The sequence below is a fragment of the Actinomycetospora chlora genome (assembly GCF_039542135.1).
GTDB classification, from domain to species: Bacteria; Actinomycetota; Actinomycetes; order Mycobacteriales; family Pseudonocardiaceae; genus Actinomycetospora; species Actinomycetospora chlora.
Window position 1 is genome coordinate 15,587 of the sequence record NZ_BAABHO010000041.1, and the last position, 13,137, is coordinate 28,723.

At 75.9% G+C, this 13,137-nt stretch carries 13 protein-coding genes; 4 read left to right on the plus strand and 9 right to left on the minus strand.

Going from position 1 to position 13,137, the window contains the following annotated elements:
* The first annotated feature begins 93 nt into the window (after positions 1–93).
* Positions 94–1,872 carry an ATP-dependent DNA ligase gene (locus ABD994_RS22085; RefSeq protein WP_345420202.1) on the plus strand — a complete coding sequence of 593 codons (1,779 nt, stop codon included), beginning with the start codon at positions 94–96 and terminating at the stop codon, positions 1,870–1,872.
* Between the two features lie 37 nt (positions 1,873–1,909).
* Here ABD994_RS22085 and ABD994_RS22090 read toward each other — a convergent pair whose 3' ends face one another.
* Positions 1,910–2,221, minus strand: coding sequence for a hypothetical protein (locus tag ABD994_RS22090; RefSeq protein ID WP_345420205.1), 312 nt, complete (start codon positions 2,219–2,221; stop codon positions 1,910–1,912).
* A gap of 220 nt (positions 2,222–2,441) precedes the next feature.
* On the opposite strand from ABD994_RS22090, the gene ABD994_RS22095 reads away from it, so the two are divergent.
* Positions 2,442–3,221, plus strand: a complete 780-nt coding sequence (locus ABD994_RS22095; protein ID WP_345420208.1) for a hypothetical protein — start codon at positions 2,442–2,444, stop codon at positions 3,219–3,221.
* 4 nt (positions 3,222–3,225) lie between these two features.
* On the opposite strand, the gene tatB is transcribed toward ABD994_RS22095, so the two are convergent.
* The 5 genes from tatB to ABD994_RS22120 are packed head-to-tail and all read right to left on the minus strand — an operon-like array spanning position 3,226 to position 7,667.
* Positions 3,226–3,510, minus strand: a complete 285-nt coding sequence (tatB, locus tag ABD994_RS22100; protein ID WP_345420211.1) for a Sec-independent protein translocase protein TatB — start codon at positions 3,508–3,510, stop codon at positions 3,226–3,228.
* A 3-nt stretch (positions 3,511–3,513) separates the two neighbouring features.
* Entirely contained in the window at positions 3,514–4,419 is a 906-nt protein-coding gene (gene tatC, locus ABD994_RS22105) for a twin-arginine translocase subunit TatC (protein ID WP_345420214.1), read from the minus strand.
* Positions 4,412–4,657, minus strand: a complete 246-nt coding sequence (gene tatA / locus ABD994_RS22110; protein WP_345420217.1) for a Sec-independent protein translocase subunit TatA — start codon at positions 4,655–4,657, stop codon at positions 4,412–4,414. Before tatA ends, tatC begins: the two co-directional genes overlap by 8 nt.
* 41 nt (positions 4,658–4,698) lie before the next feature.
* Positions 4,699–5,175 carry a (2Fe-2S)-binding protein gene (locus ABD994_RS22115; protein ID WP_345420220.1) on the minus strand — a complete coding sequence of 159 codons (477 nt, stop codon included), beginning with the start codon at positions 5,173–5,175 and terminating at the stop codon, positions 4,699–4,701.
* Between the two features lie 8 nt (positions 5,176–5,183).
* On the minus strand, positions 5,184–7,667 hold the full coding sequence (locus tag ABD994_RS22120) for a molybdopterin cofactor-binding domain-containing protein (RefSeq protein WP_345420223.1): 2,484 nt from the start codon (positions 7,665–7,667) through the stop codon (positions 5,184–5,186).
* A gap of 226 nt (positions 7,668–7,893) precedes the next feature.
* On the opposite strand from ABD994_RS22120, the gene ABD994_RS22125 reads away from it, so the two are divergent.
* Positions 7,894–9,162 carry a Gfo/Idh/MocA family protein gene (locus ABD994_RS22125; protein ID WP_345420226.1) on the plus strand — a complete coding sequence of 423 codons (1,269 nt, stop codon included), beginning with the start codon at positions 7,894–7,896 and terminating at the stop codon, positions 9,160–9,162.
* Positions 9,159–10,025: a TIGR03619 family F420-dependent LLM class oxidoreductase gene (locus tag ABD994_RS22130; protein WP_345420229.1), complete on the plus strand. Its 867-nt coding sequence runs from the start codon at positions 9,159–9,161 to the stop codon at positions 10,023–10,025. The genes ABD994_RS22125 and ABD994_RS22130 overlap by 4 nt, the downstream gene beginning before the upstream one ends.
* On the opposite strand, the gene ABD994_RS22135 is transcribed toward ABD994_RS22130, so the two are convergent.
* From ABD994_RS22135 to ABD994_RS22145, 3 genes are read right to left on the minus strand one after another with little or no spacing between them, the layout of a single operon-like run.
* Positions 10,022–11,143 (minus strand): ROK family transcriptional regulator, encoded by a 1,122-nt coding sequence (locus ABD994_RS22135; RefSeq protein WP_345420232.1) that lies wholly within the window; start codon positions 11,141–11,143, stop codon positions 10,022–10,024. The two genes, ABD994_RS22130 and ABD994_RS22135, sit on opposite strands and share 4 nt — an antisense overlap.
* Before the next feature lie 40 nt (positions 11,144–11,183).
* A complete protein-coding gene (locus tag ABD994_RS22140; RefSeq protein WP_345420235.1) occupies positions 11,184–12,197 on the minus strand; it encodes a Gfo/Idh/MocA family protein in 1,014 nt (337 codons plus the stop codon).
* 25 nt (positions 12,198–12,222) lie between these two features.
* Positions 12,223–13,035 (minus strand): LmeA family phospholipid-binding protein, encoded by an 813-nt coding sequence (locus ABD994_RS22145; RefSeq protein ID WP_345420237.1) that lies wholly within the window; start codon positions 13,033–13,035, stop codon positions 12,223–12,225.
* Positions 13,036–13,137: the final 102 nt, after the last annotated feature.

The following is a 13,137-nucleotide window of genomic DNA, read 5'->3' on the forward strand; positions in this document are numbered from 1 at the left end:
CGGCTGCCACCGTCGGGGGCCGCGGATACCGTGGACACCTGCCGGCGATCACCACGCCGGGCACGGGGTGGAGCGGGCGGGGAGGTGTCGCCGATGACGCGGGTGGCGTCCCTGCGCGGCGAGCCCGGATACACGCGTGCCGCCGCCACGGCCGGTCCCACGGGCGAGGCCGCGCCCGGCCGCCCCATGCTGGCCAGCAGCGGCGACGTGCCGCGCGGCGCCGGCTGGGCCTTCGAGTTCCTCTGGGACGGACTGCGCTGCCTGGCCCACGCCGACGAGGACGGCCTGCGCCTGGTCACCGACACCGGCCGGGACGTCACGTCGCACTTCCCCGAGCTCGGCGCACGGCCGTGGACCACCGCGCCGGGCCTCGTGCTCGACGGCGTCGTCGTCGCGCTCGACGGCGTGGGGCGCCCGAGCGCGGGCAAGCTGCGCCGGCGCCATCGCGTGGCCCACCCCTCGGAGGTCCTCCAGGCGCAGGTGCCGGTGTCCTACTACGTCTTCGACGTCCTCGAGGTCGCGGGCACCTCGACGCGGCGGCTGCCCTACCGCCAGCGCCGCGAGCTGCTCGCCGAGCTCGACTTCTCGGGCAGCCGCGTGGTCATCCCGCCGTTCTTCTCCGGGGTCGACGCCGACGCCGTGGTGGGCACCGCGCGGCGCTACGGGCTCGACGGCGTGGTCGCCAAGCGGCTGGAGTCCACCTACCAGGTCGGCCGCCGCTCGCGGAGCTGGATCGAGACGCCCGTGCGCCGCACGCAGGAGGTCGTCGTCGGCGGCTGGGTCCCGGCGCGCGGCCGTCCGGACACGGTAGGGGCGCTGCTCGTCGGCGTGCCCGGCGAGGCGGGGCTGCGCTACTCGGGGCGCGTGGTCACCGGGGTGACGACCGCGGCACGCCGCGAGCTCGAGGACGTGCTCGCGCCGCTCGAGCGTCCCGCGAGCCCCTTCGCCGCGGCGCTGCCCGAGGACGCCGGCGGGGCGCACTGGCTGGTGCCGCGCCTCGTGGGCCAGGTCGAGCACCGCCGGTGGACGGCCACGGGCCTGCTCGAGCGCCCCGTGTGGCAGGGCCTGCGCGCGGCCCACCCCGCGACCGTGGCCGCCCCGGTGCTGTCGGCGCCGGTGGTCGACGCCGACCTCGACCTGGACGACCTCGAGGTCACCGACGGGCCGGCCACGCCCGCGGTCCGGCCGACGGCCGACGTCGCCGCGGTCGCCGAGGTCGCCGAGGTCGTGGCGGCGCCGTCGGCCGAGGACGTCGAGTCGGCGCTGCGGTCGCGGTTCTCGGCGCACTTCGTGCACAACACCCTCACCGCCATCGCGTCGTACGTCCGCACCGATCCCGGCCGCGCCCGCGAGCTGCTCACCGAGTTCGCCGACTTCACGCGCTACTCGTTCCGCTCGGGCGGCGAGCTCACCACGGTCGGCGACGAGCTCCTCAACGCCGAGCGCTACCTGACCCTCGAGCAGGCCCGCTTCGGGCAGCGCCTGCGCTGCGAGGTCGCGGTGGCGCCGGAGGTCCGGGGCGTGCTGGTGCCGCCGTTCGTCGTGGCGCCGCTCGTGGAGAACGCCGTGCGCCACGGCATCGAGCCGGTGCCGGGGGGCGGCGCGGTGAGCGTCTTCGCCGCGGGGTCCGGGTCCGACTGCGTGATCACGGTGTCCGACGACGGCGCCGGGATGGGACCCGAGGCGACGCGCGCGGCCTCCCAGGTCGACCGGCGCCACGGCGGCATCGCCGAGGTGTCCCGCCGGTTGCAGGCGGCGTTCGGGTCGCAGTGCGACGTCCACGTCGACACCCGCCCGGGCGTCGGCACGGCGGTGCGCCTGCGCATCCCCGCGGTCACCGCGTCGACGCCGAGCCAGGTGCTGGTGGGCTGAGGCGGGCGGGACGCGCACGTCCCGCCCGCGCGACCGCTCAGCCGCCGGTGTCGCCCGCGCCGGCGCCGTGGTCGACCACGGTGCAGGTCGCGTCCGGGGCCGCGTCGGTCGGGTCGAGGATGTCGGACAGGATCGGGACGCCGGCGTCGACGCCGCACGCCTGGACGGGCAGCACGGTGAGGTCGTCGAGCAGCGAGACGCCGACGGCCGGGTCGTCGGTCGGGGTGGGGTCGGCCGGCGCCGGCGCGGCCTGCGCGAGCGGGGCCGCGGCGAGCAGCCCCATCGCGGTGAGGGCGGCGGCCGACAGGGCGGCGGACGGGGTGAGGGACCCGGAGGCGCGACGGAACATGGAGGCACTCCTGCCGATGGGGTGAGTGAGCGCGACCGTTCGTCGCAGCGCTGGTTGCGATCAACGGTCGGCGAGGACTCAACCCCGCGGCGGAACGCCCGGCAATCGGTGCGACGAAGGGCCACCGGAAAGCGTGGCGGTCGGTTGAGCGGGGCGAGCGGTGGGCATCGCGCGACGAGCGGTCGGCGCCGCGGGTCGAGCGGGAACGGGAGGTGGCGCGGTGGAGGTGCTCGCGGTGGACTGGTCCGGCGACGCCCGGGCCGCCCACCGGCGCATCCGTGTCGCCCGTGCCGAGCCCGGCCGGCTGCTCGCGGTCGAGGCCGGCCGCGACCGCGACGGCGTCACCGATCTCCTGCTCGAGCGCGCGGCGGCCGGCCCGCTCGTCGCCGGGCTCGACTTCTCCTTCGGCCTGCCGGCGTGGTTCGCCCGCGAGCACGGGTGCGCCGACGTCGACGCGCTGTGGGACCTCGTCGCCCGCGAGGGCGAGCGGTGGCTGCGCGAGTGCCGGCCGCCGTTCTGGGGTCGTGGGCCCCGGCCGCGCCCGCCGCACGACCCGGCGCGTCCCGGCTTCCGCGCCACCGAGGAGGCCGCCCGCGCCGACGGCCTGACGCCGTCCTCGACGTTCCAGATCGGGGGCGCGGGGGCGGTCGGCACCGGCTCGCTGCGCGGGATGCCCCACCTCGCCCGGCTGCGCCGGGCCGGGCTCGCGGTCTGGCCGTTCGACGGCGCGGGCGCGGCGACCGTGCTCGAGGTCTACCCGCGCGTGCACACCGGCCCGGTGGTGAAGCGGTCCGCGAGCGCGCGCCACGCCGTCGCGTCGCGCGATCGTCGCATCCCGCCGGCCGTGCTCGACGCCGTCGTCGCCACCGAGGACGGCTTCGACGCGGCGTTCTCCGCGCTGGCCCTCGCCGAGCACCTCGACGGGATCCGCGGCCTGCCGAAGGCGCCCCCGGACCGCCCGGAGGCGATCGAGGGCGCCCTCTGGCGACCGCCCCGCTGACCGGTCAGGCGCGCGGGCGCGGCCCCTCGCGCAGGGCGTCGCGCACCATGCGGCGCGCGTCCGCCGACCGGATCTCGGCCAGCGGTTCGCGCAGCTCCGCGAGCTGCGCCCGGACCTCGGCGAGGTCCGCGGCGGTGTCCATCTGCTCGCGCAGCGACGCCGCGTGCTCCTTGGCCCGGGTGACCGCCCGGGCCGCGGAGCGGATGGCTCCGGGCAGGCGCTCGGGGCCGATCACGAAGAAACCGACGAGGGCGAGCAGGACCACCTCACCCATGCCCAGTCCGAACACCGCTCAGCTCCTCCCCGTCTCGGTGGGGGCCGGGGCGGGGGCCGGGGCGGGCGAGGCCTCGTCGTCGTCGAGGTCCTCCCAGCCCGGGTCCCGCCGCGCCCGGCGGCGGTCGTGGAGCCGGCAGACCTGGATGGCCGCCTCGAGGAGCACGCAGAGGGCGGCGCCGAGCACCGCCATCGAGATCGGGTCGCCGCCCGGTGTGGCGACACCGGCGAACAGGAACGCGCCGAAGACGATGCCGCGGCGCCAGCGCGCGAGCCGCCGGTAGGAGACGACGCCGAGGCGGTTGAGCGCGACCACCACCAGCGGCGTCAGGAAGCCCACGCCGAAGACGACCATCAGCGACAGGACCAGCGAGAAGTACTCGTCGCCGCGCAGCGCGGTGGTCTGCACCGAGTTGCCGACGGCGAGCAGGAACCCCAGCGCCTGCGCGACGACGAGGTAGGCCACCACGGCACCGCCGGCGAAGAGCACCGACGCCGTGCCGATGAACGCGGCCGCGCCCCGGCGCTCGGGACGCCGCAGGCCCGGGGTGACGAAGAGCCAGAGCTGGCCCAGCCAGCCCGGGGCGGAGAGGACCACCCCGGCGGTCAGCGCCACCTTCACCCGCAGGAGGAACTGGTCGAACGGGCCGGTCGCGAGCAGGCGGCAGTCGGTGCCGTTCAGCCCGGCCCGCGCGGACGCGGGCAGCGAGCAGTACGGCTCGAGGAGCAGCGACCCCAGGCTCGGCACGCCGGGGAGGCCGTGCTCGTACCAGACGAAGGCCGCCACCGTCCCGGCCCCGACGGCGAGCAGGGCCCAGGCGAGCCGGCGGCGCAGCTCCAGGAGGTGGTCGAGCGCCGACATCGTGGCCTCGGGGTCACGGCGACGGCCGGGCCACCACCGCAGCCGGCGCACCCGGTCACGCACGGGGCGCGGCGGTCGACCCGTTCGTGGACCTCGCCGGAGGGTCGACGGGGTTGGCGGCGGGGGTCGCCGCGGGGACCGCCGGGGCGGCGTCCTCGGAGAGGGCGGCGGTCTCGGCCTTGAAGATGCGCAGCGAGCGGCCGATGCCGCGGGCGGCGTCGGGCAGGCGCTTCGCGCCGAACAGCAGCAGCAGGACGACGAGGATGATCACCCAGTGGGACGGGCTCAGTGCTCCGGTCACGACGGTTCCTTCCGGTGGGGTGTGCTGAGGGGGAGCGGGGCTCACATGTTCGCGGCGCCCTGCTTGATGGCCCGGCGGATGCGGGCGTAGGTGCCGCAGGCGCACATGTTGCGGATCTCGTCGATGTCGTCGTCGGTGACCGTGCGGCCCTCGGCGCCGGCCTTCTTCACCAGGTCGACGGCGGCCATGATCTGGCCGGGCTGGCAGTAGCCGCACTGCGGCACGTCGCGGTCGATCCACGCCTGCTGCATCGGGTGCAGGTCGGCGCCGACGGTGTCGGGCAGGCCCTCGATCGTCGTGATCTCGTCGGTGGGGCGGATCTCGCCCACCGGCACCGAGCACGGGTTGAACGCGCGCCCGTTGATGTGGCTGGTGCACGCCTTGCAGACGTTGATGCCGCAGCCGTACTTCGGGCCGGTGATGTCGAGCAGGTCGCGCAGCACCCAGAGCAGCCGCACGTCGTCCTCGACGTCCACGGTGACCTGCCGGCCGTTGACCTTGAAGGTGTGGGGAGGCATGGGGCTCCTCAGCTCGCGGGGTCGAAGGCGGGGCCGGCGGCCGACGGCGTCGGGTACGCGGTGAGGCCGTCGGTGGGGGACGGGGGCAGCGGCGGCTCGAACGGCTTGACCCGGAACGGGACGTCCTTCGTGTGGCCGATCGGGAAGCTGGTCGGCATCTCGCCGGTGGCCCGGGCGTAGGCGCAGGCCACGGCCGCGGTGGCCGCGCCGACCGCGAGCTCGCCGGCGCCCCCGGGGCGGTCGCCGCTCGGGGGCATGACGATCACGTTGATCTCGGTCGGCGCGTTCCAGTGCCGGGTGTAGCGGTAGTCGTCCCAGCTGCCCTCGAGGTAGTTGCCGTCGCGAAGGTGCAGCGAGCCGGTGAACACGTGCGCGATGCCGGTCATCACCCCGCCCTCCATCTGCGCCTTGAGGCCGAGGGGGTTGATGGGCAGGCCGACGTCGACGGCCACCGTGACCTTGCGGACGCGCGGGCCGGTGGTGGCGCCCCGGATCTCGCGGTTCCGCGTCGCCGGGCGGGTGTCGACCTCGGCGAGCACCGCCACCGAGCCCTTGTACTCGTTGTGCACCACGACGCCCTGGGCGACGCCCTCGGGCAGGTCGCGGCCCCACCCACCCTCGTCGCGGACCTTCTCCAGCACGCCCTGGGCGCGCTCGTCCTCGAGGCGGTCCAGCCGGAACTCCAGGGGGTCCTCGCCGAGGCGCTCGGCGAGCTGGTCGACGACGAGCTCCTGCGCCGGGCGGAAGTCCTGGTTGTTGAGGTTGCGGACGCTGCCGGTGGCGAACCGGTCGAAGTCGAAGATCTCGTTGTAGCCGAGGGTGACCGCGCCGAGGTCGTACGGGACGCTCGCGGTGAGTAGGAAGACCGTCTGCGAGAGCGTCAGCTCGTTGGCGAACGGCAGCTTGGCGGCCTGCGACGTGATCATGTCGCCGAAGGCCTCGGTGTAGTCGGTGGCGACGCTGGTGTGACGCTGCTCGAAGGCGACGACCTGGTCGGCCGTGTAGGTCGCCCGCACCCGCGAGATGCACATCGGGTGGACGCGCCCGGCCCGGCACTCGTCGGCCCGGTGCCACATGAGCCGCACCGGCTTGCCGATCTCCTTCGACACCCGCGCCGCGTCGAGGGCCGCGTCGCTGAACAGGCGCCGGCCGAACGCCCCGCCGCCGCGCGGCACGTGGACCGTCACACGGCTCTGCGGGATGCCCAGCACCTGGGACAGCTGGGTCTGGGTGCTGATCGGGATCTGGCTGGGCGTCCAGATCTCGGCCTCGCCGTCGCGCACGTCGGCGATGGCGACGTTGGGCTCCATCGCGGCGTTGCTGCGCCAGTAGAAGACGAACTCGTGGTCGATCGACTCGGTCGCCCCGGCGGCGTCCAGCGGCCGGGTGACGACCTCGGTCGCCAGCGGGACCTGCCCGCCGACCTCGTCGAGCGGCGTGGGGGACGGCAGGTTCGCGGGCGCCGGCGCGGCCCGCAGCTGCTGCAGGATCGACGCGTCCGACTCGCCGTCGACGTTGCCGCGGCCCCAGGAGATGTCCAGGGCGTTCACCGCGTCGATGCACTGCCCGAAGGTCCGGGCGCGGACCGCCACGGCGGACGAGGTGGTGCCCCGGCCCGGCTCGGCGTCGGTCGAGATCTCGACGACGTCGGTCACGCCCGGCATGGCCCGCACCTGCGCGCGGTTGTTGATCGCCTGCACGGTGCCCTTGATCGTCGGCGGGCGGGCGATCATCGTCGGCAGCGCGTCGGGGACGTCGAGGTCCATCGTGTACTTCTTGCGGCCGGTGACCGCGGCGAGGACGTCGTCGCGGCGCTGCGCGGTGCCGATGACGCGGAACTCGTCGACGGGCTTGAGCTCGGTCACCGCCTCCCGGGTCACCGAGTTCGCGGCGCGGGTCGCCAGCTCCGCGAACGGGATGCTCGAGCCCGTCGTGGACAGCACGCGCCCGCCGGTGGTGCGCAGGTTCTCGGCCTCGTCGCCGAGCACGGTGGCCGCGGCCTCGACGAGGCGCCCGCGGGCCAGCGCCGCCGCGACCCGGACCGGCGTGTAGATCGAGATGACGGACGCCGATCCCTGGGTCTGCTGGTTGAACAGCAGCTCCGGGCGCGCGTCGGCGAGGGTCACGTGGACGTCGGAGACGTCGACGCCCATCTCCTCGGCGATGAGCATCGCCGCGGTGGTCGTGATGCCCTGGCCGCTCTCGGCGCGGGGGAGGGTGAACGAGACGGTGCCGTCCTCGTTGAGCACGACGGTGATGAGGTTCGCCGTCGGCCGCGTGGAGTCGAGCAGCAGGTCGGAGAGGTCGTAGACCTCCGAGACCTCGGGCACGGGCGAGGGCAGCGCCTCGGCCTCGAGGAAGGGGTCGGACACCAGCTTCGCGCCGACCGCGAGGGTCGGCGCGGCGATGAGGTAGCCGAGGAAGCGGCGGCGCTTCATGCCCTGCGGGGTGAGGGCACGGGGTGGCGCGGGCGCGGTGCGATGAGCGGGCATGGCCACGTCCTTTCGAGGGGGACTGGGCCGTCCGTCGTAGTGGGGAGCGCTAGGAAGACCAACCTTTCGGTCACGGGACAGTAACAAGTCGCTATCTGGCTGATTAAACCGTGTGTCGGATCACGTTGCTTCCCCTGCTCCAGCCCGGCTTCGGCCGTCCGGCGACAGCACGGTCCGTGCGGGGGCAGGATGTGGGCCGGGGGGAGGACGGCGAGGAGGGTCGCGCGTGGTGCTCGGGTCACGACCGGTGCGCGTCGGGATCGTCGGTGCCGGGAGTCGCGGGGCGCTGCACGCCCGCCACGTGCAGCGGGCGGGCGGCCGGCTGGTGGCGACCGAGCCCCGTCCCGCGCGGCGCGAGCGCCTCGCCGACGCCCACGACGTCCCGGCCCGGTACGCGTCGTGGACCGACCTCGTCGAGCACGCCGGGGACCTCGACGTCGTGGTCGTCGCGACCCAGGACCACGAGCATGCGGAGCCGGTCGTCGCGTTCGTCGAGCGCGGCGTGCACGTCCTGTGCGAGAAGCCGATCGCCCCGGACGAGCCGACCGCGCGCCGCGTCGCCGACGCCGTGCGCCGGGCCGGCGTGCACTTCTCCGTCTGCCACCCGCTGCGCTACGCCCCGTACACCCCCGCCCTCGTCGCGGCCCTGCGCGCGGGACGGATCGGCGACCTCGTCTCGGTGCAGCACCTCGAGCCGGTCGGCGCCTGGCACTTCGCGCACTCGTACGTGCGCGGGGCCTGGCGCCGCGAGGACCTCGCGTCGTCGCTGCTGCTGGCCAAGTGCTCCCACGACGTCGACCTGCTCACCCACCTCGTCGGCGACCGCCCGTCCCGGCTCGCCTCGTTCGGGCGCCTGAGCCACTTCCGGGCCGACAAGCACCCCGACGGCGCCGCCGCCAACTGCCTGGACTGCGGCGTCGAGCCCACCTGCCCGTACTCGGCGCCGCGGCTCTACCGGTCGTGCCTCGGCGACCCGGACTGGGAGCACCAGCTCCTCGGCGCGGTCACCGACGACCCCTCGCCCGACGCCCTCGACGAGGCCCTGCGCACCGGCCCCTACGGCCGCTGCGTCTACCTCTGCGACAACGACGTCGTCGACCACCAGGTGGTCGCCTTCGACTTCGACAGCGGCGTCACCGCCACCCACACCGTGACCGCGTTCTCCGACGCGGCGCCGCGCCAGACCCGCGTGTTCGGCACCCACGGGGCCGTCGAGGGCGACGGCCACACGCTGCGCGTCCACGACTTCCGCGGCCATCCCGACCGGGCCGTCGAGACGCTGACCCCGGGCGACGGGCGGCCGCTGCACCAGGAGGGCGACGAGGAGCTGGTCCGGGCCTTCCTGCGGGTGGTCGCCGACGACGACCCGGCGGGCAACCTGACGAGCCTCGACGAGACGCTGACGAGCCACCGCATCGTCTGGGCCGCCGAGCGGGCGCGCCGCTCCGGCGAGACGGAGCGGCTGACGTGGGAGCCCGCCGGGGTGGGGGCGTGAGGATCGGGGTCACGGTCCCGAACTTCGGGCCGGAGGCCACGGTCGGCTCCCTGCGGGCCTGGGCCGCGCTCGCCGAGGACGCGGGCTACGACTTCCTCATGGTCGGCGACCACGTCGCCGCCACCGCGGATGTCACCGCCGCCTACCCCGGCCCGTTCTGGGAACCGCTGACGCTGCTGGGCTACCTCGCGGGTGTCACCCGCCGCGTCGAGCTCGGGACCACCGTGCTCGTCGTGCCCTACCGTGACCCGCTGCTCACCGCCCGCAGCCTCGCGGGGATCGACCGGCTCAGCGACGGGCGCCTGATCGTCGGCGTCGGCATCGGCTGGGCCCGCGAGGAGTTCGCCGCGCTGGGGCTCGACCCCGCCCGCCGCGGCGCGCTCACCGACGCGCACCTGGAGACGGTGCTCGCCCACTGGGCCGACGACGTCCTCCCGCACGCGGGGCACGTCGTCGACACCCGGCCGCGGCCGCACCGGCGCCCGCACCCGCCGGTGTGGGTGGGCGGCAACGGGGCCCCGGCGCGGAGCCGGGCGGTGCGATTCGGGCAGGCGTGGCACCCGCTGCACCCGCCCGCCGGGTGGCTGCGCCGCGAGGGCCTGCCCGCGCTGCGCGCGGCGGCGACGGCCGCCGGACGCCCCGTGCCGGCGCTCGCGCCGCGGATCGCGCTGGACCCCGGCGACGACCACCTCCCCGACGACGACCGTCTGACCGGCCAGGGGCACCCCGACCAGATCCGCGCCGACCTCGACGACCTGCGCGGGCTCGGCGCCACCCACGTCCTGCTCGACACGGCCCGCGGGGGCGGCGGTCACGAGCAGCAGCGCGCGCTGCTCACCGACGCGGCCCGCTGGGTCGGCTAACCGCGGCCGGACACCAGCGCGTCCCACGCCCGGCGCCGGGCCGCGGCCAGCGCACCCCACAGCGGCGCGGTCTCGCCGAGCGCGCCGGTGGCCACCGGCACGCGGCGGGGGGCGAGCTCGGCGACGGTGGCCTCGACGTGCGGGAGCAGGCCGGGCAGCAGACCCACCGGGCCGCCGAGCACCAGCAGCCCCGGGTCGACGCAGGCGCACACGGCCACGGCCGCCTCGCCGAGCGTCCGGCCGGCGCGCTCGAGCACGTCCGCGGCGACGGTCTCCTCGGCCGCCGGCGCCGAGAGCCCGAACCCGGCGACCGTCTCGCCGAAGCGGAACCGTCCCGTGCCCTCGCCGAGCGGGAGGTAGCCGATCTCGCCGGCGAGCCCCCGCGCCCCGCGGACGAGCACGCCGTCGATGACCAGGCCCAGCCCGACGCTGTGCCGCTCCCCGACGTAGAGGTACGCGAACGTCGGCGTGTCCACCGCGGCGCCGTGGTCGCGCTCGGCGAGCGCCGCGAAGTTGACGTCGTTGTCGAGCACGACCATGTCGGGCGGGACGCCGCGCACGTCGTCGGTGCCGACGACGCCGGCGGGGAACGCGGACTCCCGCAACTCGACGACCCGGCCGGTGGCGGGGTCGACGGGGTTCGCGATGGACACCGCGACCGCCCGCAGGGGCCGGCCCTCGCCCTCCCAGCGGGTGCGCAGCGTCGTCAGCACCTCGTCGAGCCGGGGCGCCACGAGGCCGTCGTCGGGAGGCCGGTGCTCGTCGCGCTCGAGGACGTGGCCGGCGAGGTCGCCGACCGCGGTGCGCACGACCGAGCGGTTGATCTCGACGGCGACCACCACCCCGGCGCCCGGGGCGAGGTCGTAGAGCGTGGCGACCGCCCCCGGGACCCCCGAGCGCGGGCCGACGGACACGAGCACCTGGTCGGCCTCCAGGCGCCGCACCGCCTCGCTGATCGCCGGCGGTGAGATGGCCGTGCGCCGCGCGAGCTCGGCCCGGGTCAGCGGACCGTCCTCGGCCGCGAGGCAGTCGAGCACCGCCCGCTCGGTGGTGGCCCGGCGCAGGCCGCTGTGCGGCGAGGTGGCACGCCCGCCACCCGGCTCGGTCTCCTCGGCCATCCCCACCTCCTCGTGTCGGAGAGCAGGGTAGGGCCCGGCGTCACACGGCCGTGTCGTCCTCCCGGAAGACGAGGCCGAGCTGATCGGACGCCTCGGCGAGGACGCCCTGGACGGCGAGGGTGTCGTCGAGGGGCATGACGGCGCTCTCGGTCTCCCCGGCGCGCAGGCAGGACACCACCTCGACCAGCTCGTGGTAGTAGCCGGCGCCCGTCGCGGGCAGCTCGATCCGCTCGCCGGTGTCGTCGGTGTCGTGGTGCAGCACGATCGTGCTCGGGTGGTGGAAGCGGGGCAGCACGTCGATCCACCCCGTGGTGCCGAACACGCGCGCCTGGCCGGGCGTGGGGGAGTGGAACGACGTCTGCAGCGTCGCGTACCGGCCGTCCTGGAAGGCCAGCAGCATCGCGCCGTCGGCGTCGACGCCGGTGGTCTCGCGGGACCCGACGGCCGTGACGCGGTCCGGCGTGCCCAGCACCATCTGTGCGAACGACACCGGGTAGACGCCGAGGTCGAGCAGCGCGCCGCCGCCGAGCTCCGGGGCGAACAGCCGGTCGGTGGGGTCGACGTCCCGCACGGTCCCGAGGTCGGCCTGCACCGAGCGGGGCTCGCCGATCTCGCCCTGCGCGATCAGCTCGCGCAGGCGCACGACGGCGGGCTGGAAGCGCGTCCACATCGCCTCCATGGCGAACACGCCGTGGGTGCGCGCGGTGTCCACCACCCGCCACGCACCGGCCAGCGTCGCGGTGAAGCTCTTCTCGACGAGCACCGCCTTGCCCGCCTGCAGGCAGGCGACGGCGAGCTCGGCGTGCTGGGGGTGCGGCGTGGCCAGGTAGACGACGTCGACGTCCGGGTCGTCGACGAGCGCCCGGTACGAGCCGTGCGCCCGCGTGCCCGGCCCGCCGTGGGTGTCGGCGAACGCCCGCGCGCGCTCCTCCGACCGGGACCCGACCGCGGCGAGCGTGGAGCCCTCGACGAGCGCGAGGTCCTTCGCCACGTTCGCGGCGATGCGTCCGGGACCGGCGATGCCCCAGCGGATGTCGGGCCCGTTCTCTGGCATGGGGCTCACTGTGTCACTGCCCCGCTCACGACCCCGGGCGGGCCAGCAGGTCCACGTCCTGGGCGGTGCCGGAGACGACGAGCTCGCCGTCCTCGGCACGCAGGTCGGTCGCCGTGATCGCGAAGGGCAGCTGGCCGGGGTCGACGCTCGTCGAGAAGCCGGCGAGGCGCGAGCGCAGCGCCTGCGCGGCCGCCCGCCCGGCCTGGCCCTGGCCGCCCTCGGCGCGGATGTCGCGGGCCTGCAGCGTGATCCGGCCGCCGGAGAGGCGGAACGAGGCGATCACCGAGACCTGCACCTGCTGCCCGGCGATCGTCGTCGTCGAGGTCAGCAGCACCGACGACGCCGGGTCGACCGACGCGAGCGCGCGGCTGCTGCCCGAGGCGCCGGAGTCGTCGCCCGCGGCCTCGCTGCGGCGCTGCTCGAGGTCGGCGGCGGTCAGCGGCTCGATCGTCAGCTCGCCGACGTCGAGCAGGCGGGCCAGGTCGGTGGGGTTGACCCGCGCGGACGCGGTGACCCGATCGGCCGGGATGCGCCGCACCTGCCCGTTGACCAGGTTCTCCAGCGGCAGCGACACCCCGGCGATGTCGGCGGTCAGCGTCAGGTCGCGCAGCCGGCCGTAGGAGATGCCGGGGGCGGAGAGCCCGACGTCGTCGTAGCGCCCGGCGAGGGCCTGGGTGAGGAACGGGAAGCCGCGGACGTCGACGTCGGGCTGCTGGGGCAGCGACAGCGAGTCCTGCAACGCGGCCCCGACGCGGTCCTCGGCGATCCAGCGCGCCCCGAAGTCGACGCCGACCAGCACGGCGACGATGACGAGCAGGGCGATGAGGAGTCCGCGCACGGAGGCCACCGTCGCATCAGCCGCGGCGAGGGGGTCCGCCCGGCCCGCCCCTCGGCCGGCGGCGCAGCGCTGCGCGGCGGGTGGCGGACGCCCGTCGGCCGG